Origin of the sequence: Ornithinimicrobium sp., from assembly GCF_030537745.1 — a bacterium.
In the GTDB taxonomy this organism is placed as follows: Bacteria; Actinomycetota; Actinomycetes; order Actinomycetales; family Dermatophilaceae; genus Ornithinicoccus.
Window position 1 is genome coordinate 4,155 of record NZ_JAUNVI010000036.1, and the last position, 25,489, is coordinate 29,643.

General features: G+C 68.9%; 24 protein-coding genes and 1 tRNA gene. 12 read left to right on the plus strand and 13 right to left on the minus strand.

Annotation, left to right across the window (positions count from 1 at the left end):
* Positions 1-620 (plus strand): LCP family protein (locus Q4P07_RS08955; protein ID WP_303374570.1); only part of this gene is annotated, 620 nt, incomplete at its 5' end.
* 52 nt (positions 621-672) lie between these two features.
* On the opposite strand, the gene Q4P07_RS08960 is transcribed toward Q4P07_RS08955, so the two are convergent.
* Together Q4P07_RS08960 and Q4P07_RS08965 are read right to left on the minus strand one after the other, a co-directional pair.
* Positions 673-1,167, minus strand: a complete 495-nt coding sequence (locus Q4P07_RS08960) for an FABP family protein (RefSeq protein WP_303374571.1) — start codon at positions 1,165-1,167, stop codon at positions 673-675.
* Positions 1,168-1,205: 38 nt separating this feature from the next.
* Positions 1,206-1,994: a hypothetical protein gene (locus Q4P07_RS08965; RefSeq protein WP_303374572.1), complete on the minus strand. Its 789-nt coding sequence runs from the start codon at positions 1,992-1,994 to the stop codon at positions 1,206-1,208.
* Between the two features lie 43 nt (positions 1,995-2,037).
* On the opposite strand from Q4P07_RS08965, the gene Q4P07_RS08970 reads away from it, so the two are divergent.
* From Q4P07_RS08970 to Q4P07_RS08980, 3 genes are read left to right on the plus strand one after another with little or no spacing between them, the layout of a single operon-like run.
* On the plus strand, positions 2,038-2,718 hold the full coding sequence (locus tag Q4P07_RS08970; protein ID WP_303374573.1) for a response regulator transcription factor: 681 nt from the start codon (positions 2,038-2,040) through the stop codon (positions 2,716-2,718).
* A 20-nt stretch (positions 2,719-2,738) separates the two neighbouring features.
* On the plus strand, positions 2,739-3,704 hold the full coding sequence (gene mshD / locus Q4P07_RS08975) for a mycothiol synthase (protein WP_303374574.1): 966 nt from the start codon (positions 2,739-2,741) through the stop codon (positions 3,702-3,704).
* A complete protein-coding gene (locus Q4P07_RS08980; protein ID WP_303374575.1) occupies positions 3,701-4,645 on the plus strand; it encodes an NUDIX domain-containing protein in 945 nt (314 codons plus the stop codon). The genes mshD and Q4P07_RS08980 overlap by 4 nt, the downstream gene beginning before the upstream one ends.
* Before the next feature lie 148 nt (positions 4,646-4,793).
* Here Q4P07_RS08980 and Q4P07_RS08985 read toward each other — a convergent pair whose 3' ends face one another.
* Genes Q4P07_RS08985 through treY form a run of 3 tightly spaced genes read right to left on the minus strand, consistent with a single transcriptional unit; the run spans position 4,794 to position 9,728 of the window.
* Positions 4,794-5,420 (minus strand): hypothetical protein, encoded by a 627-nt coding sequence (locus Q4P07_RS08985; RefSeq protein WP_303374576.1) that lies wholly within the window; start codon positions 5,418-5,420, stop codon positions 4,794-4,796.
* A complete protein-coding gene (treZ, locus tag Q4P07_RS08990; RefSeq protein WP_303374577.1) occupies positions 5,413-7,260 on the minus strand; it encodes a malto-oligosyltrehalose trehalohydrolase in 1,848 nt (615 codons plus the stop codon). Before treZ ends, Q4P07_RS08985 begins: the two co-directional genes overlap by 8 nt.
* Positions 7,257-9,728 carry a malto-oligosyltrehalose synthase gene (treY, locus tag Q4P07_RS08995; protein ID WP_303374578.1) on the minus strand — a complete coding sequence of 824 codons (2,472 nt, stop codon included), beginning with the start codon at positions 9,726-9,728 and terminating at the stop codon, positions 7,257-7,259. Before treY ends, treZ begins: the two co-directional genes overlap by 4 nt.
* Positions 9,729-9,948: 220 nt before the next feature.
* Between treY and Q4P07_RS09000 the strand changes: the two genes are divergently transcribed.
* From Q4P07_RS09000 to Q4P07_RS09020, 5 genes are all read left to right on the plus strand, one after another.
* Complete coding sequence (locus Q4P07_RS09000) at positions 9,949-11,454, plus strand: molybdopterin-dependent oxidoreductase (RefSeq protein ID WP_303374579.1); 1,506 nt, start codon at positions 9,949-9,951, stop codon at positions 11,452-11,454.
* 92 nt (positions 11,455-11,546) lie between these two features.
* A complete protein-coding gene (focA, locus tag Q4P07_RS09005; RefSeq protein WP_303374580.1) occupies positions 11,547-12,416 on the plus strand; it encodes a formate transporter FocA in 870 nt (289 codons plus the stop codon).
* Positions 12,417-12,489: 73 nt separating this feature from the next.
* Positions 12,490-13,869: a hypothetical protein gene (locus Q4P07_RS09010; protein WP_303374581.1), complete on the plus strand. Its 1,380-nt coding sequence runs from the start codon at positions 12,490-12,492 to the stop codon at positions 13,867-13,869.
* A 29-nt stretch (positions 13,870-13,898) separates the two neighbouring features.
* Positions 13,899-14,660, plus strand: coding sequence for an alpha/beta fold hydrolase (locus Q4P07_RS09015; protein ID WP_303374582.1), 762 nt, complete (start codon positions 13,899-13,901; stop codon positions 14,658-14,660).
* Positions 14,657-15,352: a triacylglycerol lipase gene (locus Q4P07_RS09020; protein WP_303374583.1), complete on the plus strand. Its 696-nt coding sequence runs from the start codon at positions 14,657-14,659 to the stop codon at positions 15,350-15,352. The genes Q4P07_RS09015 and Q4P07_RS09020 overlap by 4 nt, the downstream gene beginning before the upstream one ends.
* A 59-nt stretch (positions 15,353-15,411) precedes the next feature.
* Here Q4P07_RS09020 and Q4P07_RS09025 read toward each other — a convergent pair whose 3' ends face one another.
* Genes Q4P07_RS09025 through Q4P07_RS09040 form a run of 4 tightly spaced genes read right to left on the minus strand, consistent with a single transcriptional unit; the run spans position 15,412 to position 19,864 of the window.
* The gene (locus Q4P07_RS09025) at positions 15,412-18,012 is read right to left on the minus strand and encodes an RNA helicase (RefSeq protein WP_303374584.1); all 2,601 of its coding nucleotides are present in this window, start codon (positions 18,010-18,012) and stop codon (positions 15,412-15,414) included.
* Positions 18,009-18,341, minus strand: coding sequence for a DUF3349 domain-containing protein (locus tag Q4P07_RS09030; RefSeq protein WP_303374585.1), 333 nt, complete (start codon positions 18,339-18,341; stop codon positions 18,009-18,011). Before Q4P07_RS09030 ends, Q4P07_RS09025 begins: the two co-directional genes overlap by 4 nt.
* Before the next feature lie 3 nt (positions 18,342-18,344).
* Entirely contained in the window at positions 18,345-18,650 is a 306-nt protein-coding gene (locus Q4P07_RS09035; RefSeq protein ID WP_303374586.1) for a hypothetical protein, read from the minus strand.
* A complete protein-coding gene (locus tag Q4P07_RS09040) occupies positions 18,647-19,864 on the minus strand; it encodes an inorganic phosphate transporter (RefSeq protein ID WP_303374587.1) in 1,218 nt (405 codons plus the stop codon). The genes Q4P07_RS09035 and Q4P07_RS09040 overlap by 4 nt, the downstream gene beginning before the upstream one ends.
* 99 nt (positions 19,865-19,963) lie before the next feature.
* Between Q4P07_RS09040 and Q4P07_RS09045 the strand changes: the two genes are divergently transcribed.
* The gene (locus tag Q4P07_RS09045; protein WP_303374588.1) at positions 19,964-20,368 is read left to right on the plus strand and encodes a pilus assembly protein CpaE; all 405 of its coding nucleotides are present in this window, start codon (positions 19,964-19,966) and stop codon (positions 20,366-20,368) included.
* 23 nt (positions 20,369-20,391) lie between these two features.
* On the opposite strand, the gene Q4P07_RS09050 is transcribed toward Q4P07_RS09045, so the two are convergent.
* The 4 genes from Q4P07_RS09050 to Q4P07_RS09065 form a co-directional block, all read right to left on the minus strand.
* Positions 20,392-20,883, minus strand: a complete 492-nt coding sequence (locus Q4P07_RS09050; protein WP_303374589.1) for a phosphoribosyltransferase — start codon at positions 20,881-20,883, stop codon at positions 20,392-20,394.
* Positions 20,884-20,887: 4 nt separating this feature from the next.
* Positions 20,888-21,412 (minus strand): cysteine hydrolase family protein, encoded by a 525-nt coding sequence (locus Q4P07_RS09055; RefSeq protein WP_303374590.1) that lies wholly within the window; start codon positions 21,410-21,412, stop codon positions 20,888-20,890.
* Positions 21,409-22,896 carry a cytosine permease gene (locus Q4P07_RS09060; protein WP_303374591.1) on the minus strand — a complete coding sequence of 496 codons (1,488 nt, stop codon included), beginning with the start codon at positions 22,894-22,896 and terminating at the stop codon, positions 21,409-21,411. The genes Q4P07_RS09055 and Q4P07_RS09060 overlap by 4 nt, the downstream gene beginning before the upstream one ends.
* A gap of 78 nt (positions 22,897-22,974) precedes the next feature.
* A complete protein-coding gene (locus Q4P07_RS09065) occupies positions 22,975-24,633 on the minus strand; it encodes a DASS family sodium-coupled anion symporter (RefSeq protein WP_303374592.1) in 1,659 nt (552 codons plus the stop codon).
* Positions 24,634-24,807: 174 nt separating this feature from the next.
* Between Q4P07_RS09065 and Q4P07_RS09070 the strand changes: the two genes are divergently transcribed.
* Positions 24,808-25,359 (plus strand): hypothetical protein, encoded by a 552-nt coding sequence (locus tag Q4P07_RS09070; RefSeq protein WP_303374593.1) that lies wholly within the window; start codon positions 24,808-24,810, stop codon positions 25,357-25,359.
* A 45-nt stretch (positions 25,360-25,404) separates the two neighbouring features.
* Positions 25,405-25,479 (plus strand) — tRNA-Lys (locus Q4P07_RS09075).
* The last annotated feature ends 10 nt before the right edge of the window (positions 25,480-25,489 follow it).

The following is a 25,489-nucleotide window of genomic DNA, read 5'->3' on the forward strand; positions in this document are numbered from 1 at the left end:
CGGCCTACTCCTACGGCGGCGCGCCGCTGCTCGTGCAGACCCTGCAGCCGCTCATTGATGTCCCGATCGACCACGTGGTGATTGTCGACTTTGACAGCTTCAAGGCCATGACCGACTCGATTGGTGGCGTCGACGTGCAGGTGACCGAGGCGGGCGGCGGTTTCACGGCGGGCACGACACACATGGACGGCGAGCAAGGGTTGCGCTTCGTGCGCGAGCGCTACAGCCTGTCCCAGGGCGACATCTCCCGCGGTGAGCGGCAGATGCAGTTCGTCAAGGCCGTGATGCTCAAGGCTCTGTCGCGGGACACCCTGACCAACCCCGCGCGGCTGGCCAACTTCGTCGACGCAGCCACCACCAACCTCACGGTGGACGAGGACCTGAAGGTCAGCCAGATGCGCAACTTGGGCTTGTCCATGCGCGACGTGCGCGGCCGCGACGTCCACTTCTCCCAGGGCCCGTGGTGCAGCATCGCCGATCACCCGGTCGCCGGGTCGATCATCCTGATGGCCAAGAGCCAGATGAAGGAGCTGAGCCAGCGGCTGCGCTCGGACACGATGGAGGACTACGTCGACACCGTCTCCCCCAAGAGCGGCTTCGGCGGCGGCAACTGCAACTGATCGGCAACTGCAGTTGACCGGCGTCGTTGGCTGACCGGTCGTTGCGGCCGGGTCAGACTCGCTTCAGCTCAGCAGAGACGTGGGACTGCAGCTCGTGGCCGGTGGCCGCCATGTCCATCACCCACATCATGTTGCCCTTGACGTAGCCGTAGAGGCGATGGCCCGCGGCATACTCCTTGGCGTGCGGGCTGCGCAGGACACCATCGGTGTGGACCTCGACCTTGGCTGGGCTGGTCGTGCCGTAGTAGAGCTCGACGATGCCGGTCGGGTGGGCGAGCAGCAACTCCACCTCACCGTCGGGCTGCGGACGCCAAAAGCCCGTCTCGATCGCGGCTGGCTTTTGCGTGCTGCCGTCCTCGTTGAGCAGCCAGGCCCGCGAGGTCCACATGAGGAAGGGCCGGCCGTCGTGGGTGACGTCGATCGCCTGACCGAAGTTGCGGGACTCCATGGAGGGATAGCCGACGACGCCGGCGCCTTCCCAGGAGCCGATCATCCAGGCCAGCGGGGCCAGGTCGGGGTGCATGGTGGGATCTATCTCGAAGGGCACCTGTCCATGCTAGGCACACATCCAGCCCTGATGCGCCCTCAGGCGGGCAGTGCGGTGGAGACGAAGACCAAGGCGATGAGGTAGGGGACGATGCCGACGATCATGACCGAGGCGAGCGCGCAGACCAGCCGCGGCCGGGCGTGGGCCATGGTCGGCAGATCAGCGAGGATGGCGCGCATGGCGTGGCTGAGTGCGCCGCTGGCCACGCCGAGCAGCAGCCAGGTCGTCCACGGGACCCCGAGGTAGAAGCTCACCAGCACTGCCGCCGCTCCCCCCGCGAGCATCGCCAGCGCCGACAGCCACCCATCCAGCGCCTGCCACCGGCCCAGCAGGTCGGTCAACGACGAAGCGGTCGCGGCCGCCAGGGCGCCCAGCACGAGCGCGACTCCCTCGGGCGTGTTTGCGGGCGGCACCAGGAGCACGCCGCAGGCCAGCACGCCTAGCGCCAGCACGACGGCGCTGACCGACTGGACGACCCGCGGTCGACCGTCACTGCGAAACACCTGATGGGCGAAGGCGGCGATCATCGCCAACGACAACGCCGCCGGCATCCAGACCAGCCACGGCCCGGTGGTGCGGGTCCCCACCGCAGCGACGAGGGCCAGACCACCCAGGGCCACCGTGCCCACCGTCCCGCGCGGGGTCGGCAGGTTGAGCGTGCCGGCCCACCCCCACGCCAGGATCAGGACGATCGCGGCCAGCGCGGCGGCCAGCACGGTCGGGGAGGACAGCACCGCCGCGCCGAGCACCCCGCTCACCGTGACCACCGCACCGGCGACATACGCCGACGGGGTGATCCGCGGTCGCGGAGCTGGCATCGTGGTCATGACCGATCATTATTGCCGGTCCATCGTCCGTAAACTTCAGGGCGTGGCCCAACTGGTCCTGCTCACCCCGCACACCCCGGTCACGACCGCGGTGGAAGCCGTCTTGCCCGGGCTGGCCCTCTTGCCCCACCGGGTCACGGTGCACGGCATGGACCTGGGCCCCCTCGTGACGGCGGAGGTGCCAGACCTGATGGTGGTCGACACGACTGCCGACCTGGTGATCGGCCACGCCACCTTGCGAGCCCTGGCCGCCCTCGAGCTCGGCTGCCCGGTGCTGGCCGTGCTCGACGACACCGGCCTGGGGCTGGTGGACCCGCAGTGGCCCGCTGCCGATGTCGTCTCCAGCGCGGCCAGCCCCTCCGAGGTAGCCGCGCGGGTGCGGCTGCTCCTGGGCCGGCCCCGCGCCGCCACGGGGCCGATCGGGGTCGCCGACGTCCTTGTCGACGAGGAGAGCTGGACGGTGCGCGCGGGAGGGGTGCCACTCGACCTCACGTTCAAGGAGTTCGAGCTGCTGCGCTATCTGGTCCAGCATCCCGGCCGGGTGGTGACACGGGACGTGCTGCTGGACGAGGTCTGGGGCCTCGACTACTACGGCGGCACCAGGACGGTGGACGTGCACATCCGACGGCTGCGCGCCAAGCTCGGTCCCGAGCGGGAGCCGCTCATCGGCACGATTCGCGGCGTGGGTTATCGCTTCGACGGCCCTCGCAGGACGGAGCGCTGAACGCGTGCCAGACTGACCTCATGTCTGGCCAAGTCCCCACCGTCGAGGAGCTGCACAACCTTCCCCCCCATCTGTCTGGGGATGTGCTCGCCCTGGCCGTGCGCGCCGGCCGGCACGACGGCGTCAAGCCCCTCTCGGAGCAGACCGTGCTGCAGGCCCGGCGACTGGCCGAGAACGAGAGCCGACCGCAATCGACCCACCTAGTTGTCCGGGAGCCGGCCTCTGACGCAGTCCTGGCCTATGGCCACGTGGACGAGAGCGCGCCCTCCGACCCCTCTGCCGAGCTCGTCGTCGACCCGGCACACCGGCGCCGTGGCATCGGCGGCATGCTCCTGGACCACGTTTTGCAGCGGTGGCCGGGAGTGCGGCTGTGGAGTCACGGTGACCTTCAGGACGCACGACGGCTTTACACCTCTCGGGAGCTGTCGGTGGTCCGCGAGCTGTGGCAGATGAGCCGGCCGCTGGCTGGCGAGTGGTCAGAGCTGCCGGACAGGGTGGTCCTGCCGGACGGCCTGGCGGTCCGCCCCTTCCGGGTGGGGCACGACGAGGAGCCGTGGCTGGCTCTCAACGCCCGGGCCTTCTCCGACCACGCCGAGCAGGGCCGGATGACCGCGTCCGACCTGCGCGACCGCCAGGAGGAGCCGTGGTTTGATCCGCAAGGGTTCCTGGTGGTCGAGGACCCCAACCAGGTGGACGGCGACGGCATACCGCGGTTGGCCGCTTTCCACTGGACGAAGGTCGAGACGAGCCCGCACGGCAGCACCGGAGAGGTCTACGTCGTCGGCGTCGACCCTGACTATCAGGGCCGTGGCCTGGGCACCGCGGTGACCCTGCTCGGGTTGCGTCATCTGCGTGCCCGCGGGGTGGAGACCGCGACGCTCTACGTGGACGGGGACAACGCGGCGGCCATCGCGACCTATCACCGGCTCGGCTTTGAGCGCCTGGCGATCGACGTCATGTATGCCGCAGGAGCAGCGATTTCGTGACCCCGCGGGTGGCCGTCCGCGCCAGTGGGGTCCTCCCCTACCGCGTCAAGGGCGGCAAGCTGCGGGTCGCGATCGTCCACCGTCCCCACTACGACGACTGGTCCTGGGCCAAGGGCAAGCTCGAGCAGGGCGAGGACTGGGCGGCGGCGGCAGCCAGGGAGGCTTTCGAGGAGACCGGACTGCGTGTCCGGCTGGGGCTCCCCCTGCCCGATGCGCTCTATCCCGTGGGCCGTGGCCTCAAACGGGTCCGCTACTGGGCGGCCACCGTCATCGGTGGCAACGGTGACCTCCAGCACGAGATCGACGAGGTCCTCTGGCTCCGGCCGCGCGCCGCCGCGCGTCGCCTCAGCTATGGGCACGACAAGGCGCAGCTCGACGAGCTGGTCCGCCTGCACAGACAGGGCCGGCTCGCGACCTGGCCCCTGCTGGTCGTGCGGCACGCCGAGGCAGAGGCGCGCGGGAGCTGGGAGGGGCCTGACCCGGCACGCCCCCTGACGGCAGCTGGGCAGGCGTGGGCCCAGCGCCTGGTCTCCACCATCGATGCCTACGAGCCGGTCACTGTCCTGACCAGCCCCTCGGTCCGGTGCTGGGACACGATCGAGCCTTATGCACGGCGTCGTGGGCTGACACTGATGCCGAAGAAGGGGTTGTCCGAGGAGGGCTTCGCGCAGGGCCCGAACAAGCTCAGCGTGCACGCCGACCGGCTGCTCGCCAGTGCGGCACCGGCAGTGATCTGCACGCATGGTCCGCTCCTGGAGCCGCTGCTGACCCTGCTGCGCAAGCGCGCCGCCGAGCAGCTCGACTCCGGATCTCGGCGGATGCTCGCGCGGCTGGCCAAGGTGGGGCTGGACAAGGGCGAGGTGCTGGCGCTGACCATGTCCAGCTCTGGCTCAGCAGCTCGCGTGGTGGCCATCGAGAGGCATCGCCCACCTGCCATTTGAGCGAGGGTGGTAAGGAAGAGCGTGCCGGGCCGGGAGCGCCTCTCGGCACGAGGCCGCTCGAAGCGGCGAATATTGGAGCCCGGGGCTACCGCGGCCCGGCACGCGAGAACTGTAACGGCAGCGGCCTGCGGAATGTTCCCCAGAGTCGCTACGCGAGGTCGCCCTTGCGCCACAGCCGCGCGCAGGCCGTCAAGTCATCGGCGGTGTCGCGCATCCGGGCGCCGCGCTCGGCCTGGGCCGCGGGGATGTCGTCCACGCCCGGCTCGGCCAGCCCGACGGCCATCACCTGGCAGAAGGCCGACGCCCGCTCGAGGGCGATCGCCAGGTCGCCGGTGAAGACGCCGGTCAGGATCTCCTGCGCCAGCACGCCGAGCGTCTCGGGCGCGGGTGGCTCGGCGACCCCGGCGATCGCCAGGTAGACCTCGGCGTGCGCCGAGCCGGCCAGGAACAGCCTGGAGACCTCCTCGGGCTGGCGGATGACCCACTCCCGCAGCAGATAGAGGCGCCACAAGGCGCCGGGCAGCGTCCGGGCAGGACGGTCCGCCCACATTTCCGCGACGGTCTCCAGCCCGAGCTCCTCGACGAGGTGGACCAGCCGGGCCGTGAGCTCGGGATCCTCCCGACGATCGCGTCCCCGGCCGACGACCAGCTCAGCCGTCCGGTGGGCCGCCTCGACCGCGACCAGGGGGTCGATGGCGCCAGCCACCGCTTCCAGCCTCTCCGCCGGGCGCAGCGTCGGCCGATGGAACTGCCGGCGGTCCTGCTCCTCACTCATGCCGCTCACCCCACCCCGCGAGCACCGCGACCGAGTCGGCCCCGCACCGCAGCAGCCTGCCCTGCGTCCCGCTCGTGCTCACGCTCACCTCACCAAAGCTGGCCAGCATCTCAGCGCCCTCGGGCAGCGCCCTGGACACCTCTGTCGTCGCTGTTGCTGTCGTCCGCTGCCCGAGGTGGGCGAGGACGCGCACGTCGCCGCGCTCGACCATGATCAGCTCACCCGACCCCTCCTCCGGGGGCAGCGGTTCACGCCATACCTTGCCTGCACCTAGGGGGGTGCTGCGCAGGGCTGGCTGCTCACGGCGCAACCGGATCAGCGTGCGATACCACTGCAGGAGCGAGCCGTGCCCGCCCTCATGCACCTCGTCCCACCGCAGGACCGACGCCGAGGCCGTCCCGGCGTCCTGCGGGTCGGGGACCTCCTCCGCCCAGCCGTGCGCGGCGAACTCCGCCTGACGGCCCACTCGGATCGATTCGGCGAGCCAGGCCTCCTCGTGGTCGGTGAAGTACTGCCACGGCGTCGAGGCACCCCACTCCTCCCCCATGAAGAGCATCGGAGTGTAGGGCGAGGTGAGCAGCAGCGCGGCGCCGACGGCGGCCACGCCGGGGGTCACCAGGTGCCCGAGCCGTTCACCGAGCGCCCGGTTGCCGATCTGGTCGTGGGTCTGCAGCGACGCGATGTAGTGCCAGCCCGGCGTGAGGTCCGGATCCACCGGGCGGCCGTGGACGCGACCACGGAAGGTCGAGAAGCTCCCGTCATGGAAAAATGGCGTGTCCGCGAGGACTTTGGGGAGTGCGCCCGGGTCGGCGAAGTCAGCGTAGTAGCCCTGTGCCTCGCCGGTCAGGCTCACGTGCAGCGCGTGGTGGATGTCGTCGGCCCACTGCCCGTGCAGCCCCATCCCACCGGCGCCCCCGATGCTCCGGGGGACGACCGTGGAGGGGTCGTTGCGGTCCGACTCGGCCACCAGAGTGCGCGGTATGCCGCTGCTCGCGGTGATCTCGTCGGCGCGGGCAGCGAGTTCTTCCACGAGAGGGGTGGCGCGCTCGTCGTGGAGCGCGTGGACGGCGTCCAGGCGCAGCCCGTCGAGGTGGTAGTCCGTCAACCACATGGTGAGGTTGTCGAGGACGAAGGCGCGCACCTCGTCGCTGCCCGGACCGTCGAGGTTGACGGCCTCGCCCCACGGCGTGTGGTGGCGGTCGGTGAAATAGGGGGCGACCTGGCCCAGATAGTTGCCGCTGGGGCCCAGGTGGTTGTAGACCACGTCGAGCCAGACCGCCAGGCCGTTGGCGTGCGCGGCATCGACGAGTCGAGCCAGGCCGGCGGGACCGCCGTAGGCCTCGTGCACGGCATACAGGCCGACGCCGTCGTAACCCCAGCCTCGCCGACCGGGGAAGGCGGCGACCGGCATCAGCTCGATGACGTTCACGCCGAGGTCCAGGAGGTGATCGAGGTGCTCGATGACTCCGTCGAAGGTGCCCTGGGGGGTGAAGGTGCCGACGTGCAGCTCGTAGATGACGGCATCGTCGAGGTGCACCCCGCCCCAGCCCTGGTCGGTCCAGGTGAAGGCTGTGGTGTCCACCAGCGCGCTGGCGGCGTGGACCCCGTCGGGCTGGTGGCGTGACCGGGGGTCGGGCACGGGGGCGCGGCCGTCGATGGAGTAGGCATAGCGAGCGTCGCCCGCGTCGGCGCGCACCTCCCACCAGCCGCCCTCGCCTGGGGCCATGGGGACCGAGTCGGCGTGGTCGGCGCCACGTCGTAGGTCCACCGTGCCCGCCTCCGGCGCCCAGAGCCGGAAGGTGTGTGCACCGGTGTGCACTCGATCGGGCCCGGCGCTCACCGCGGAGCCTCTGCGTCCTGGGCCGAGAGCTCGTTGACCAGCAGCGCCACGGGGGAGACGGCAAAGACATCCAGCGCGCTGACCCCGGTCGGGCCCACCTCATGCTCGCGCTCGCTCAGCTCGTCCCGCCAGCGGCCGGGGGTCAGCGCGATCCTGGCCTGGCCCAGTCCGCCAGCCAGGCCCAACGCCCGGGGCGCCCGGATGGTCAGCGTCGCGGCGCAGCCGCCACGGACGAACCCGAGCACGTGCGGGCCCGCGTGGACCGGCTCATAGGACCCGCTCGGTCCGAAGGCCTGCTGGAGGCGCGCTCGCAGCCGGAGCACCCGTGAGGTCACCCACAGGACCTCATCGGACAGGTCCTCCGGCCAGCCTTCGGCATCGAGGCGGCGCAGCCGCTCGGTGCGTTCGACATAGTCGACGGGGCGACGGTTGTCCGGGTCCACCAGGGACAAGTCGACCAGACCGGCGCCCTGATAAGTGTCAGGGACGCCCGGCAGGGTGAGCTGGACCAGTTTCTGGGTCAGCGTGAGTGTCCGCACGGTGAGCGCGTTGTCGCGGACCGCGGTGGCGATCGCCTGGTTAGGCTCTCCGGCGGCGTCCGCGAGCTCGTCGGCCAGGCTCATCACTCGCGCCTCATAGTCGAGGTCGGGCTCGATCCAGGTGGAGTGCAGCTTGGCCTCGCGGACCGCTTTGGTCAGGTAATGGTGCAGTCGGCTCTGCTCCACCCGGCCCGCCCCGACCAGGGTCTGCCAGATGAGGTGCCCGGTGGGTCGGTCCACCCCGTGCCGGTCGGCCGCAGCGGCGGCGACCGTGGAAAGTTGTCGCCAGGCGGCGCCGTCCCCGGCGACCGCCAGGATGCGGGCTCGCACGTCCTCGCTGCGCTTGGTGTCGTGCGTGGAGACCGTGGTCATGCCCAGCGGCCAATGCTGCGCCTGATGCCGTGCCCAGGTATGCAGCGTGCTCACCTCGGGGGCCTGCCCCAGTGAGGGGTCGGCCCCGACCTCGTTGAGGGCGACCAACCGGTGCCAGCGATAGAACGCGGTGTCCTCGATCCCCTTGGCCATGACGGGTCCCGTGGTCTGCTGGAAGCGGATGCACAGGTCCACCGCGGCCGCGGTGTCAGCGCTCGCGACGAAGGGGTCGGCCAGGACCTCGCCGAGGATCTCCAGCTCCTCCCCCAGGTCGGGGCGGTGGGCCCGGGCGCGCGCGAGACCCTCCAGCAGCGGCTGCGCCATCGCGGCGTCATCGCCGGTGGGTGGGGCGCCGGGGCGGATGTAGGCGCGGTAGACGTGGACGGAGACCAGCGCTTCGGTGAGCGCCTCGGCGAGCCGGCCGCGGTCCAGCGCCGGGAGCGCCTGCGTGGCGCGGCGCAGCAGCCGGTTGACCTCGGGCGCGAGCAACTCGTGGACCACGAGGCGCTTGGACCGGTCCACTTCGTCCTGCAGGTCGGGGACGCCACCGGTGGCGACCCAGGTGTCCGTGACGACCGCTGCGGTCGTCGGGTCGACCAGCGCCGTCATGATCGCGGCGTTCGCGTCATACCCGGTGGTGCCCGAACAGGCCCAGGAGTCAGGGAGCCGTTCGTCGCCCTCGAGGATCTTCTCCAGCCACACCGGCGTGCCGGGCCGGACGGCGGCGGCGAGCCTGTCCAGATAGCCAGCCGGGTCCGCCAGCCCGTCGGGGTGATCCACCCGGAAGCCGTCGATGACCCCCCGGTGGTGCAGGTCCAGCAGCTCGGCGTGGGTGTCCGTGAACACGTCCGGGTCCTCCACGCGCACCCCGATCAGGCCGTCCACCTCGAAGAAGCGCCGATAGTTGAGCAGGGTCGCGCTCTCCTTCCAGTGGCCCAGGCGCCAGTGCTGGCGATCGAGGAGCGCAGCAAGATCGCCTCCCAGGGCTGGGTCGTCGCTCCCGGGCGCCAGCGGCAGGACGTGCTCGAAGTATCGTGCCACCGGCTGGCCAGCGGCGGGCCCCTCATCCGGCCGGCCAGTGCCGGTCGACAGCTCACCGGCGGCCAGCACGTCGGCCAGCGGCTGTCCCAGCACGGGCAGGCCGAAGCGACCTCCGAGGTGGTCCCAGTCGACGTCGAACCACGCGGCTCGCGAAGCCCCCGGTCCGTCGCGCAGCACCTCCCAGAGCGGCTCGTTGCGCCAGAGCTGGGCGACGAGCGCGAGGTGGTTGGGGACGACATCGACGATCACGCCCATCCCCCGCTGGTGGCACGCGGCGGCGAGCGCCTCCAGCCCGTCGCGACCACCGATCTCCGGGTTCACCCGAGTCGGGTCGAGCACGTCATACCCGTGCTCCGACCCGGGGACCGCGGTCAGGACGGGAGAGAGGTAGACGTGGCTGACGCCGAGCGCGTGGACATAGGGAAGCACCTCGAGCGCGTCGGCGCAGGTGAAGCCGGAGTGCAGCTGCATCCGGTAGGTCGCTGTCAGCGGAAGGGGGGAGTGGATAGCCGTCATCGCTTCCAGTGTCCCAGGGTCGGCGACCCGCGCGCGAGCCCAGGCTGGGTCAGCGGTGAGCCCGGTCCCCAGATCTCGGCGTCGGAGCGACTACTACACTTCGTACTACTACGTGACAAAGAGCACAACCCAAGCGTCAAATTTGGAGGAGCAAATCCTCTAAACTCAAGCCTGAAGCGCACGCCACGCGCTCCCACCCTCACTTCTCCTCGGAGGATGCATGTCCGACTTCCCGTTATGGCTGCGCGCCAGCCACCTGATCAACTTCTTCCTGATCGGGTTGCTGTTGCGCTCCGGCTGGCAGATCATCGCCACCCACCCTCGCTTCTACTGGCGCAACGACTGCGGGCCGGGCACCGAGTGGATCCGCTTCACCAAGCGCGTCGTGCCGAAGGAGGAGGGCGCCTACACCGCTCACGACGACGAGTCCGAGCCGCCCTCGTGGCTGACCCTGCCCGGTGGGCGCAACCCCGGCCTCGGCCGCCACTGGCACGGGCTGCTGACTGCACTGTGGGTGCTGAACGGGCTCATCTACCTGGGCCTGCTCTTCGGCACCGGCCAGTGGCGCCGCATCGTCCCGACCTCCTGGAGCGTCTTCCCGGAAGCCTTCGAGTCCTTCAAGATCTACGCCGGCTTGGGGGTGCCCGGGATCGAGCACTTCCAGCCGTATGACGCGCTGCAGCAGCTCATGTACTTCACCGTGATCTTCATCGCCGCCCCCCTGATGATGGCGACCGGCCCCGTCATGTCGCCCGCGGTGCGTGGCCAGTACCCGTGGCTGCCCAAGCTTTTCGGCGGCACCCAGGCGGCCCGGTCCATCCACTTCCTCGGGATGGCTTTCCTCACCTTCTTCACCGTGATGCACATCGCCCTGGTCTTCATCGTCCACCGCGACTACAACATGACCAACATGGTGTTCGGCGCCTACGACCCGGCGCGCGTCGCCCAGGCGACCACGATCATGCTGCTCGTCATCTTCGCGGTGCTGGTCACCTGGATCGCGATCAGCTATCTGTCCCTGCGGGACCGTCGCAAGACCCAGCACTTCCTCAACCACATGACGGAGCCGCTGCGCAAGTTCACTGTCAACAAGATGCAGTCGCGCACGCGCCGCCTGGGCACCTACACCGAGGAGGACATCTCCCCCTACCACTGGACCAACGGTCGCCACCCCGCACCCGATGAGTCCCCGGAGTGGACCGCGCTGGCGGAGAACGACTTCTCGGACTACGTCCTACAGATCGACGGGCCCACCCCGCGGGCGGTGACCTTCGAGGAGATCAAGGCGCTGCCCCAGCAGGAGCAGATCTCCCTGCACGCGTGCATGCAGGGCTGGACCGGGGTCGCCAAGTGGCGCGGACCCAAGGTGATGGACCTGATGGCGCTGGCCGGACCGGTGCCCGCCAACGCGAAGTATCTGCTGGTGACGTCCTTCGGGACGGCGCAGAGCATGCACGATGGCCGTCCGCTCGAGCCGTTCTACTCCTGCATCCCGATGGACGCCTGCCTTGAAGATGAGTCGATCTTTGCCTGGGAGATGAACGACAAGGCGTTGCCGCATACCTTTGGCGCTCCCCTGCGCCTGCGGGTCGAGTCTTACGTCGGCTACAAGATGGTGAAGTTCATCAAGAGCCTGGAGTGGGTCGAGGACTACAAGGATCTCGGTGACGGCATGGGTGGCACTCGAGAAGACTCTGGCTACCAGCTGATCAACGCCCGCATCTGAACCACCCGCACGACCGCTGACCGGGGCGAGCACCGCCCCGGTCAGCGGTCCGTCGGAGCCCCTGTGCCCATCGACTCTCACCCGGAGAACCCATGACTGCCGAGCCCAGCTCGATCCTGACCCCCGCCCAGATGGCGCGCGCTGCCGAGGACGCCGCCGTGGCCAAGGTCACCGGTCGCCCCATGAAGTCGTTCTTGCTGGGCCTGACCGCTGGCGGCTATATCGCCCTCGGCTTCGTCTTCTATGTCACCAGTCAGGTCGGCGCCTCCGAGATCCCGTGGGGCGTCGCTAAGGTGCTTGGCGGCGTCGTCTTCGCCACCGGGCTGGCGCTGGTCGTGCTCACCGGCGCAGAGCTGTTCACCTCCTCCACCCTCACCCTGACGGCGCGTGCGAGCGGTCGGATCACCTGGAGCCAGCTGCTGGTGAACTGGGTGGTCGTCTATGTCGCCAACTTCCTGGGCGCCCTGACGATGGTCGTCCTGATCTTCTTCGGCGGCACCTGGCTCAACGCCGACGGGCAGTGGGGCGCCGTCGTGCTCACTGTCACCAACATCAAGCTGCACCACACCTTCCTCGAAGCTTTCGTGCTCGGCATCTTGTGCAACCTGATGGTCTGCCTCGCGGTCTGGGCGGCCTACTCCGGACGCACGACCACGGACAAGGTGATTGCCGTGACGATGCCGATCGCACTCTTCGTGGCCTCAGGCTTCGAGCACTCAGTCGCCAACATGTTTATGATCCCGCTCGGCATCCTGATCAAGGACAACGCTGGCTCGGAGTTCTGGTCGCAGACCGGCCTGGAAGCCTCCGCCTTCAGCGACCTCACCTGGTCCAGCTTCTACCTCGACAACCTGCTCCCGGTGACCTTGGGCAACATCGTCGGCGGCGGCGTGATGATCGGCATCCTCTACTGGACGATCTTCCACTACCTCGAGCGGTCGCCGGCGAAGGTCACCCGCTAACGTAACGGTCCCGGTTTGGCTCCACCACCCCTCGTTCCGAGGGCGCCCAGCATTGTCGGCGGTGGCTGCGATCATGACGATCATGAGGTCGATGGAGCTGCCGGTTGCCGGCGAGGGAGACGGTCGCTCGCGCCGGGCCGTCGTGCTGATCCACGGCATCGGTGAGCAGCGCCCCACCGGCACCTTGCGCGGCTTTGTGGACGGTCTCGGGGTGCAGCCTGCCTGGAGCAAGCCCGACCGCGTCAGCGACAACCTGGAGCTGCGCCGTATGGCGGTCTACCAACCCGGTGAGTTGCCGACCGACCTCTACGAGCTCTACTGGGCGCACCACGCTCCCGAGTCCTCCCCCGTGCAAGTGCTGGCGTGGATGGGCAGGCTCCTGTCCCGGGGCCGCAGGTGGAAGGGCAGCCCGGTCGCGCCGCTGCTGGCGGTGGTCAGCCTGGTCGCCGGCCTGGCTCTCATCGTCGCGATCGCGATTGCCGTCGTCACGACGTGGCAGCACGGCTTCCGGGCCTGGTTGACCACCCCACCGTTCTGGGTGAGCTTGGCCGTCGCGATGATCCAGCCGCTGACCCGGCGCGTGCTGACCCGCCGCATTGCCGACGCCGAGCGCTATCTGACCCCTGATCCGGCAAACATCAAGGCCCGCAACGCGATCCGGGCCGAGGGTGTCGAGCTGTTGCGTCGACTCCACCAGGCCGGCCTCTACGACCAGCTCGTGGTCGTCGGGCACTCGCTCGGCTCGGTGATCGGCTATGACATCCTGCGGCTCTACTGGGACGAGGCACGGCACCCGACCTTTGAAAAGGTCGGCCCTGCGCCCGAGGCCGAGCGCTTCGCCATCGACTTCGGCAACCCCTTGGGTCTGCACCGTGGCGAGGTCGAGATCTTCCAGCACGTGCAGCACCGGCTTTGGCGCGAGCAGCGTGCCCGTGGCGTGCCGTGGCTGGTCACCGACTTCGTCACGCTGGGATCCCCCCTGGCCCACGGGTCGCTGATCCTGGACACCCCGGACGCTTCGCTGACCCGGCGGCAGGACGACCTCGAGTTTCCTACCTGCCCGCCGATGCCCTCCTTGAATCCAGCCGAGGTCGACGACGATCGGGAGGCTGCCTTCTATCGCACCATCCTGCGACGGGGCACGCAGGAGCGTGAGGTCTTGGTCGGCAACCACGGCGCGTTGTTCGGACCCACCCGTTGGACCAACCTCTATTTCCCGGTCCGGCACGTCCTGGGTGGGGATCTGGTCGCCGGTCCCCTGGCCGGCGTCTTCGGCACCGGCATCAGGGACGTCGCGGTGCACCACTCCGGCCGGATCCGCCCATGGTGGCGTCGCTTCTCCCCGGTGCGAGCCCACGTGTCCTACTGGGCGCCGCTGGATCGGCCGATCCGCACACGGGCGGGCACCGTTGAGGCCGTCCCGGCTCTGCGCCGCGTCATCGGGCTGGGCTGACGGGGGCACCCTGCCCATAGACTCACCCGATGCCTCCGCAGATGACCCTGGAGTTCGAGCACGCGCACGGCACCGCGTTGGTCCAGCGCGCGGGTTCGAGCGACGAGCGCCACTTTGTGCTCGTGCACGGGATCGGCGTCGCGTCGCACTACTGGGCAAGGCTGGTGCCCCTGCTAGCGCGCTCTGGCACCGTCCACGTGCTCGAGCTGCCCGGTTTTGGTGGGGCTCCCCAACCGCCCGCTGCCCTGTCGGTGCCGCAGCTAGCAGGCGTCGTCACTGCCTACTGCCGCTTCGCGGCGCTCGACGAACCGGTCCTGGTCGGTCACTCGATGGGTGCCCAGGTCATCGTCGAAGCGTCGGTGCAAGACCCTGGACTTGGCTCTGTCGTCGTGGCCATCGCTCCGGTCGTCGATCCGCAAGCGCCCACGGCGCTGCGGCAGGGGTTGCGGCTGCTCAACGACTTCGTCCTCGAACCACCCGCCTCCAACCTCGCAGTGGTGCGTGACTACGTGCGGACCGGCCCGGGATACTTTCTGGCGTCGGTGCCGCACATGCTCGACTACCGCATGGAGGACGCGGCCGCTCGTCTTGCGGTCCCCCTGCTCGTGCTGCGCGGATCTCGCGACCCGATCGTGCCGCTGCGGTGGGCGCAGCAACTCTGCCAGCTCGCGCCGCAGGCGCGTGCGGTGACGGTCCAGGGCGCGCCGCACGCCGTGCATTTCACCCACGCTGAAGAGGTGGCGGCCGAGGTCCTCGCGCACGTCGAAGCGGTGCTGGGGCTGAGGCGTTGAGGCGCCTGGCGCAGATCCTTCGCAACGGTAGGTCATGGCTCCTCGACTATGCCTACGCAGGTTTCTGGCAGCTGCACGGCCTCCTCCTCCCTTCGGACGCGACGGCATACTTGCGGGTGCCGGGCCAGGGCCGGTCGCCGGTCGTCCTGCTTCCCGGGATTTATGAGCGATGGCAGTTCATGCGGCCGGTGGCCGACATGCTGCACGACCGTGGCCACCCGGTCCACGTCGTGGATCGTCTCCGGTGGAACACTGCGCCAGTCGCCGCGAGCGCCGAGCACGTTCGGGCATACCTGCAGGAGAAGGATCTGCGCGACGTCGCCGTCATCGCGCACAGCAAGGGCGGACTCATCGGCAAATACGCGATGCTGCATGAGGACCCCGAGCGCCGGATCCGGCAGATGGTCGCCATCGCCACCCCGTTTGCGGGGTCGAGTTATGCGCGGTTCTTCCTCCTCCGCTCGGTCCGCGCCTTCTCCCCCGCAGACCAGACCCTGCGCGCCCTCGCCGAGCAGCTCGAGGTCAACCGTCGCATCACCTCGATCTGGGGTGCCTTCGACCCCCACATCCCCGGTGGCAGCCGGCTTCAGGGTGCGGTCAACGTGGTCCTTCGCACCTCTGGGCACTTCCGCATCCTGGGGCAGCCCGAGCTGCTCGAGGCCGTCGACCGGGCAGTCGGCGCACCTGGTTGACCGCGGACCGCCCGGAGTGGCACGAGCGACCGTCCGGAGTGGCAGGGCCGACCGTCCGGTCAGAGGCGGCGGAAGGCTCGGGAGAGCAGGACAGGCTCGCCGACCTGGTCGGAAGCGTCCAGGTCGCACTCGGACTCGATCACCCAGTCCTTGTTGCCCTCGGGGTCCAGCACGGTCTGCACCACGCTCCAGACGCGGCCCGGCGCTCCGTCCGTGATCGCGGACTGCTCCCCCGGCAGCGGCTCCACCCGGAGCATCGCGGGGCCCCGCGCATCCGCGTCGAGGACGACGTACTCGTGCTCGTCGTAGAAACCGCCGATCCCCTCATACCAGTCGCCTGCCGTCATCAGCGGCTCCACCGGCGGCTCGGGCAGCTCGGCGACCTGGGCCTCCAGCGCGCCCAGGCCCTCCCACGCGTCGTCGGCGACCAGCTCAACCCGTCGCCAGGCCGAGTTGCGCACCATGACCGCAAACGCGCGCTCGTTGCTCGTGATCGGCCGGGATGGCGGCGCGACCTCACCGGAGGCTTCCCGCAGCGCGGCGGCCGCGACCAGCTCGGGGTCGGTCAACGCCTCCCACTCCTCCAGCAGCGAGGAGTCGGTCTGCCGGATGGTCTCCCCGAGCCAGTGGATCAGGTCGTCCAGCTCCTCGGTCACCGCCTCTGCCGGGATGGTCTGGCGCAACGTGCGGTAGCAGTCGGTCAGATAGCGCAGCAGCACGCCTTCGGACCGGGCCAGCCCGTAGTAGCCGACATACTCGGTGAAGCTCATCGCCCGCTCCCACATGTCACGCACCACCGACTTCGGTGACAGCGCGTCCTCGCGGACCCACGGCTGACTCTGCCGATAGATCGTCAAGGTCCCTACCAACAGCTCGGACAGCGGCTGCGGCCAGCTGATCTCATCCAGACGGGCCATGCGCTCGTCGTACTCGATCCCTTCCGCCTTCATCTGCGCGACCGCTTCACCCTTGGCCTTGTAGCGCTGGGCGTAGAGGACCGCGTTGGGATCGTCCAGGACCGATTCGACGACGGACACGACGTCCAGCGCATAGGTCGGGGCCGCCCTGTCAAACAGATCAAGGGCAGCCAGCGCGAAGGGGGCCAGTTGTTGGTTGAGCGCAAAGTTTGCCGCCACCCCAGGGGCGAGCTCGATGGTGCGGCCACCGGGCCCCGGAGGATCGAGGCGCACGAGCACACCCGATCCGAGCAGCGAGCGCCCCAGCACGATGGCCTTGCGTGCCAGCCGCGCCTGCGACCGGGGATCCTCATGGTTGTCGCGCAGCAGCCGGGACAGGTTGCGCACCGGGTCGCCGGACCGGGCGACGGTGTTGAGGATGATCGAGTGGTCGACCCGCATCCGCGACACCAGGTGCTCGGGCTCGGAGCTGACCAGCTTGGTGTAGGTCTCCTCGGTCCAGGACACGGACCCCTCGGGAGCCTTCTTCTTCTGGATCTTGCGCAGCTTCTTGGGGTCGTCGCCCGCCCTCTCGGCAGCGCGGTGGTTCTCGACCACGTGCTCGGGCGCCTGGACCACGACATACCCCTCCGTGTCGTAGCCGGCCCGGCCCGCGCGCCCGGCGATCTGGTGGAACTCTCGTGCCCGCAGGACCCGCTGCCGCGTCCCGTCGAACTTGGCCAGCCCGGTGAAGAGGACCGTCCTGATCGGGACGTTGATGCCGACCCCCAGGGTGTCCGTGCCACAGATGACCTTGAGCAGCCCGTCCTGCGCCAGTTGCTCCACGAGCCGGCGGTAGCGCGGCAGCATGCCCGCATGGTGGACCCCGACCCCGTGCCGCACCAGTTTGGACAGCGTGCGCCCGAAGCCGGCGGTGAACCGGAAGGCCCCGAGCTTGTCCCGGATCGCTTCCTTCTCGTCCTTGGTCAGCAGCGTCGTCGACAGCAGCGCCTGCGCCCGCTCCAGCGCCTCCTTCTGCGTGAAGTGGACGACATACACGGGCGCCTGTTTCTCCATCAGCAGATCGGTGATGGTCTCCGGCACGTGGCTGAGCGCGAGCTCCGCGGCAAAGTGCAAAGGCACGGGTCGCTCCGCGCCGGTGACCAGCGCGCTCTCCCGCCCGGTGCGATCGGCGAGGTCGTCGACGATCTCGTCGACGTCACCCAGGGTCGCCGACATGAGGAGGAACTGCGCCTGCGGCAGCGTGAGCAGCGGCACCTGCCAGGCCCAGCCCCGGTCGGGCTCGGCGTAGTAGTGGAACTCGTCCATCACGACGACACCGATATCGGCGCCCTCACCCTCGCGCAGCGCGATATTGGCCAGCACCTCGGCGGTGCAGACCACGATCGGCGCGTCAGCGTTGACGGAGGCATCTCCGGTCAGCATGCCGACGTTCTCCGCCCCGAACGCACGGCAAAGGTCAAAGAACTTCTCGCTGACCAGCGCTTTGACGGGGGCGGTGTAGAAGGCGACGCGGTCGGTCGCCAGGGCGTGGAAGAGGGCCGCCGTGGCGACCAGAGATTTCCCGCTGCCGGTGGGTGTGGCCAGGACCACGTTGCTGCCCGCGAGCAGATGCAGCAGCGCCTCGTCCTGGTGCGGGTAGAGCGGCAGCCCCTGGTCGGCGGCCCAGGTCCCGAAGGCCTCGTAGAGCGCGTCGGGGTCGCTGGCGGCCACCCCTGGCGGGATGAGGTCGGTGAGGGTCACTCCTTGGACACGGTGAGCGGCTCGTCCGGGTCGGCCAGGGGCCACCCACCGGCTGCCAGGTGCGCGGAGACGCGAGCGACGTCCTTCTTGCTGGCTTCCTGCATCGCGTGCTCCCGGATCAGCTCCCGGATCCGGGCGGGCGTGACCTCGTCGTGGCGTTCCTCGGAGATCAGGTCGACGATCGCCTCGATGTCCTGGTCGGTCAGCTTGCGGCGCAGGACCCCAAGGAGTGCGACGTAGTCACCGGCGGGCACACCTTCGGGGTAGCCCGCACGCAGCCAGTCGACAACGCGCTGCATGATTCCCGGAGCGGGGGGCTGTTGGGGCATGGGTCAGTCCTCCTTCTGCAGGGTGGGCAGGATGCCCTCAAAGGTGAGTTCGTAGCCGAAGCCAGAAGAGATGATCACGATCAGGCCCAGCAGGACGCCGCCCACGACGATCGCGAAGCACAGCCCCGCGATCAGCAGGCCCCAACGCTGCGGCTCGGCGCGGGAGACCTCGGCCTTGCCGCCCTTGCCCCAGGCCAGGGCCCGGATGCCGAGCGCGAAGATCGCCGGGAGCCCGGCCCCGAGGAGCAGACCGGCCAAGAGCACCTTGATCGTGCCCTGCGCAGCCAGGGCCAGCAGCGTGCCGATCATCGGGGCTCCTTGGAGGAGGCAGTGCCGACGGGCTCGGACCACTCCTCATTGACGTTGGTGTGGTCGACCCTCGTCGAGTGCGAGTGCCGCCACATGAAGAAGGAGGCCGCAATCAGCACCACCATCATGGCGATCGCGGCGGCCGAGCCACCGCCCAGCAGATGCCCCATCCACCAGGTGATCGCTCCCATGATGCCCGCCATCGGCAGGGTGATCAGCCAGGCCGTCACCATGCGGACCGCAACCCCCCATCGGACCTCGGCGCCACGCTTGCCGACTCCGGACCCCAGGATGGAGCCGGTGGCGACGTGGGTCGTGGAGAGTGCGAAACCGAGGTGGCTGGCAGCGAGGATGACGGACGCGGACGCTGACTCGGCGGCCATGCCCTGAGGAGCCGAGATCTTGACCAGTCCCTGACCGAGGGTGCGGATGATCCGCCAGCCCCCCAGGTAGGTGCCGATCGCGATCGCGAGCGCACAGGCGAGCTTGACCCAGAACGGGACGCTGTGCGTGCTCGTCCAGTGGCCGGTGGCCAGCAGCGCCAGGGTGATGATGCCCATCGTCTTCTGCGCGTCGTTGGTGCCGTGCGCGAGTGAGACGAGGGAGGCCGAGCCGATCTGGCCCCAGCGGAAGCCAGCCTCGCGGTATTTTTTGGCCACGCCTTCGGTCGCCTTGAAGACCAACCAGGTGCCGACCGTGGCCACCAGGAGCGCGATCACGGGTGCCACCAAGGCGGGCAGGATCACCTTGCCGACCACCCCGTCCAGCTTGGTGCCATCACCGACCCACTTCACGCCGGACCAGCCCAAGGACGCGACGGTCGCGCCGATCATGCCGCCGAAGAGGGCGTGCGAGGAGGAGGACGGCAGACCGAAGAGCCAGGTCAGCAGATTCCACAAGATGGCGCCGACCAGCCCGGCCAGCAGGATCAGCAGGAGCGCCAGCCCGCCGTCACCGATCAGTTCTGGCTTGGGGGCTCCGTCGGCATCCTGGATCTTGATGACGGCGTTGGTGACGGTCAGGGCCACTTCGATGGACAGGAAGGCGCCGACCAGGTTCAGGATCGCCGAGAGGGCTACCGCGGCCTTGGGCCGGAGCGCTTTGGTGGCGATCGACGTCGCCATCGCGTTTGCTGTGTCGTGGAAGCCGTTGGTGAAGTCGAAGGCCAGGGCAGTCACGATCACCAGCACCAGGATCAGCATTTCGGTGCTCACGATGATCCATTGTGCACGGTCTGCTCACTCTTGCGTAACTTGCCCTGATCCAGGCCCTCGGCGGCTGCGTTTTCGTGCGGTCTGACGGATACTGGCAGCGTGCTCTCCATCGACCTCGCGCGTGATCTGCACCAGGCTGGTCTGATCTGGAGCCCGATGCCCGGGGACCGCTTCGTGGTCGATCTCCCAGGGATGCGTGACGACGTCTTCTACCTGGCCGACATGACGGTGGAGGTGCACGAGTTCGGCAGCGGGGCCGTCATCGGTTTCAACGGGGTCACCGAGTGGGCCCTGGACTCGGTCTCGTTGCAGGAGACGCTCTGGCTCCCCCGCGAGGACCAGTTGCGTGCCGTGCTCGGGCACAACTTCGTCGGGCTCGGTCTGCTCGACGTGGGGTATGCCGTGGTGGCGCTGGTCGAGGGGACCTCGCAGACCTACTCTCACCGCGATGCGGAGCAGGCCTACGGCCTCGCCACGCTCGCGGCGCTGCGCACGAGGACCTAGTCAGTGAGCCCTTATCGGTCGGCTCAGGCGTCGCGGACCGTGGTGCGCGAGACGACGGGCGGCTCGGTGCTCCAGGGGAAGTTGATCCAGCGGTCGGTCCGCTTCCACACATAGTCGGCCTTGATCACCGAGTGCGGCTTTTCGTAGATGACGGCGGTGCGCACCTCGGCGACCTTGCCCGCACAGAAGTCGTAGACGCTGCGCAGCGTCTCACCGGTGTCGGCCACGTCGTCGGCGACCAGGATCCGGGCATGGCTCATGTCGACGAAATCAGGTGCCGGCGGCAGGATGCGGGGCACCTCGAGGCGCTCGTGGACACCGGTGTAGAACTCGACGTTCATCGTGTAAGTGTTCTTGATGTCCAGGGCGTAGCCCAGACCACCGCCGATGAGCAGACCTCCGCGGGCGATGGAGAGCACCATGTCGGGCTCGTAGTCGCTGGCCACCATGGTGGCCAGCTCACGGATCGCCGTCCCGAAGGAGGACCAGGTCAGGACTTCGCGCTCGTCGGACACCAACTCAGTCTCGCACCTCGATCTGCGGTGCATAAAGGCGCATCGCCTCCAGCGCTCGCTCGTGTGCCTCGTCGCTGCTGCCGGCGCAGGCTTGCGGGACGACTTCTACGAAGCACCCGGCGTCAGCGGCCGCGAGGGCGGTCGACAGCACGCAGCAGTCGGTGGCCACACCGGCCAGCACCAGGTGGGCGTGGGACCCGGTCACTGCCTGCAACCCCTTGCCCCATTTGCCAAACGTGGGCTCGGAGACGGTATGCGGCAGCCGGAGCTCGGCGATGTCGTCGACGATGTCGAACAGCGAGTCATGCGGCGACCGGTCGGCGAAGGGAAAGGTCGCAAAATAGGGCAGCCACGAGCCGCTCTTGACCGGCGGCGGGACCCAGCGGGTCTGGACGACCCGCCCCGCGTGCTCCTCGACCAGCTCCCGGATCGGCTCGACGGTCTCCGCGAATCTCGGCGCGCACCACTGGCTTGCCGGGTCCGCGAAGATCCGCTGGGCGTCGATGACGACGAGCCAGGGAGACGTCATACCCGATCCTCCGCCAGGATCTGGGTGGCTTCCTGGCGTCGCACGATGCTCGTGCCCAGGGCCAACCAGCCGAGGAAGCCGATGGCCAGGGAGACGAGGACGCCGAGGTTGGCCCACGCCCAGGTGCCCTCCTTGCCGCCGATGGCACCGAGCAGGTAGCCCTGCCAGTTGTTCCACGGGGCGGCGTCGGCGAAGAGGTTGATGACCAGGCCCCAGCCGATGACGGTGGCCACCGCCATGATCGCGATCGCGGTCCAGTTGACGTTGCCGTAGCGGCCGTTGGGGTCAAACAATCCGCGCTCGTCGTAGTTGCGTCGGCGCAGCAGGATGTCGGCCATCAGGATCCCTGCCCATGCCGCGATCGGCACTCCGAGGGTGATGAGGAAGCTCTGGAACGGGCCCAGGAAGTCCTGGGCAAAGAAGACGACCCAGATGGTGCCCAACGTCAGGATCGTGCCGTCGATGAGAGCGGCGGCCGGACGCGGGATGTTGATGCCCAGCGAGAGCAGGGTCAGGCCGGAGGAGTAGATCCCCAGGACCGCGCCGCTGACCAGGGCCAGGACGGCGGCGAGCAGGAAGGGCACGAGGAACCAGATCGGCAGGATGGTCGCGAGGGTGCCGATGGGGTCGTTGACGATGCCCTCCTCCAGCGCAGGCTCGGAGCCGATGAGCAGGAGGCCGTAGATCACCAGGATCACGGGGGCGAGGGCACCACCCAGCGTGTTCCAGAACGCGATCTTGACCCCTGAGGCGTCCCGGCGCTGGTAGCGCGACCAGTCGGCCGCGATGTTGATCCAGCCCAGCCCGAAGCCGGTCATCAGCATCACGAGCGCGCCGATCACGGCCTCCGGGCTGCCGCCGGGGCGGGAGGTAACCTGCGCCAGGTCGATCCGTCCGACCGTCATCGCGATGTAGGCGATCGTGGCGGCGCCGGTCGCCCACGTCAGGATCGACTGCATCCGCATGATCGTGTGGTAGCCGGCGACGGCGGCCAGCACGATGAGGGTCGCGATCACGGCGCAGGCGATGATCTTGGTCATCGTGCCCCCGCTCCAGCCGAGCTGGCGGAAGACGGTCGCGGTCGCCAGCACCGCCATGATCGCCAGGAAGGTCTCCCATCCCATCGAGATGAGCCAGGAGAAGACGCCCGGCACCTTTTGGCCGTTGACGCCGAACGCGGACCGGCTCAGGACCATCGTCGGCACCGAGCCGCGCTTGCCGGCGATCGCGATGATGCCGCACGCCAGGAACGACAGGACGATCCCGATGACGGTCACCAGCAGGGCCTGCGTGAAGTTGATGCCGAACCCGAAGACGAAGCTGGCATAACTGATCCCGAACACCGAGACATTGGCCGCGAACCACGGCCAGAACAGATCGGAGGGCTTGGCGGTCCGCTCGGCCTCGTCGATGATTTCGATGCCGTTGGTCTCCACGAGGCTGCGCTCCGTGTCGGACAGGCGCGTCGTTGCGATGTCGCTCATGGCACGAACTCTTGCACAGGAGATCCCTCCGCGCGCTGCGCCGCACGAGGGAGGGCGCGACGCCCCCCTCGCGCGGGCTCAGTAGGCGATCTTGAAGACCGCCACCGCGAGGGTCATCACGGTGCCCGTCACCAGGAAGATGCCGATGATGTTGAGCCACACGCCGGCCTTGACCATCTGCGGGATGGTGACGTAGCCAGACCCATAGGCAATCGCGTTCGGCGGGGTGGCCACGGGGAGCATGAAGGCGCAGGTCGCCGCCAGGGCGACGGGGATGGCCAACAGCATCGGGTCGACCCCGATGCCGATGGCGATGCCGCCAGCGACGGGCAAGAACGTCGCCGCCGTGGCCGTGTTGCTCGTCAGCTCGGTGAGGAAAAGGATGCCCGCAGCAAAGAGGGCCACGACCAGCACGACCGGCAGTCCACCGATGCCCTGGGTGACCTGCCCGATCCACTCGGTCAGACCGGAGGAACCGAACTGGGCGGAGAGTGCGAGCCCACCGCCGAAGAGGATGAGCACCCCCCACGGCAGCTCCTCCGCGCTCTCCCAGTCGAGCAGCCGCACGCCGCGGGCGTGGCCAGCGGGGAGCAGGAAGAGCAGGATCCCGGCGACCATCGCAATCCCGGCGTCACTGATCGGTGGGGCATCGGACCAGATCAGCGGCACCGAGACCCACGCGATGGCCGTGACGGCGAAGATGACGAGCACCCGCAGCTCGCCTTGCGACATCGGGCCCAGCTTGCGCAGCTCCTGCGTCATCAGGTCCCGTCCCCCGGGGATCTGCGTGATCTCCGGCTTGAACAAGACCTTGGTCAGCAGGAACCAGCAGATAAACATGAACACGATGGCGAGCGGCAAACCGACGAGCATCCACTGGCCGAAGCCGATGTTGATGTCGTGCGCCTCGCTGAGGTAGCCGACGAGCAGCGTGTTGGGCGGGGTCCCGATGATCGTCCCCAGCGACCCGATCGAGGCTGCGTAGGCGATGCCCAGCATCAGGGCGGTCCCGAAGTTGGAGCTCAGGGCGTCGCGGACCACCTGGCTGCGGGGGTCCAAGGAGTCGGAATCTGCGGGGGGTGCGTCGCCGACAGGCTCCGAGGCGGAGGGCTCCGGCGGGCTGGGAAGCTCATCGCTGGCCGAGGAGACCAGGAGCAGCACGGACACCCCGATGGGAAGCATCATCACCGCGGTAGCCGTGTTGGAGACCCACATGGACAAGAACCCGGTGGCCACCATGAACCCTGCGATCACCATCGACGGGTTGGTCCCCATGAAACGCACGGTCCGCAGCGCGATCCGCCGGTGCAGGTTCCAGCGCTGCATGGCCAGCGCGATCATGAAGCCGCCCATGAAGAGGAAGATGATGTTGTTGCCATAGCTCGCGCCCACGTCGTTGACACTGACGTCGTCGCTCAGCACTGGGAAGATCACCAGCGGCAGGAGCGAGGTCGCCGGGATCGGGACGGCCTCGGTCATCCACCAGATCGCCATCAGCACCGCCGTGGCTGCCGTGAGACGAGCAGCGTGCGCGACGTCGCCCGGCATCACCGAGTAGACGATCACGGCGGCCAGCAGCCCGGCGACGATGCCGACGAAACGCAGTTTGCGCGCGCGTGGCTCGACGTCTGGGGCGCGCTCACCGGGCGAGCGCTGCTCGATGTCCTCCCCGCGGCGCGGGTCAGGAGCATAGCGTCGCAGGTGGTCACCAGGCACTGGGCGAGTGCGTTCGGTCATCGTGGTTCCTCCCCTTCGAGAACGAATGTCGCCAACCTAGCGCCCTTCTGCCGGCGGGTGTTGGCGGGCCGATACCCGCCCGCATAGGTTGGGCAGATGAGCACGACTTCGCAGCCACAGGGTCCCCCTCCCCATGAGGGTCAGTCGCAACAGCAGCGTGCAGCCGGGCAGAGCGTGCCGTCAGCTCCTCTGCTGCCCGGTCCCGTCGAGGCGAGCGCTGAGATCAAGGCCTACCAGCCACCGCATCAGCCAGCGGTGCAGGACACCCCTGGCTGGGCGCCGCCCGCCCCCGCCACGCGCGTGCCCTCGGCCTACCCGACCTCCCGGGACGCCCACCACGCCGGTGAGCTCAAGCCAGCAATCGTCAGCTTCTTCAGCAGCACCAAGCGCACGGGACGCTGGGAGGTGCCGCCGGTGATGACGCTCGTCGAAGGCTTCGCCGAGGCGATTCTCGACCTGCGCGAGGCGGTCGTCACCTCCCCGGTCGTCCAGATGCGGGTCTACGGCGCCTTCTGCGACATCAAGATCATCGTGCCGCCCGGCGTCGGCGTGGATCTGGAGGGTGGCGTGGCTCTCTTCTCCGACGCCACGTCGAAGCAGCGCGGCGACGTCGACCCAGCGGCCTATCGGCTTAAGGTGTCCCACTCCGGCGCCTTCGCCAGTCTGAAGGTGATCACCCTGGCCCCTGGCGAGGAAGAGCCCAAGTGGTGGAAACGGCTGAGCTGATCGCAGGTAACCTATCGGGGTCGGTCCAGCACTGCGCCGGGCCACGGGCCTCTAGCTCAATGGTAGAGCTCCGGACTTTTAATCCGTAGGTTGTGGGTTCGAATCCCACGGGGCCCACCACGTTTGCGCT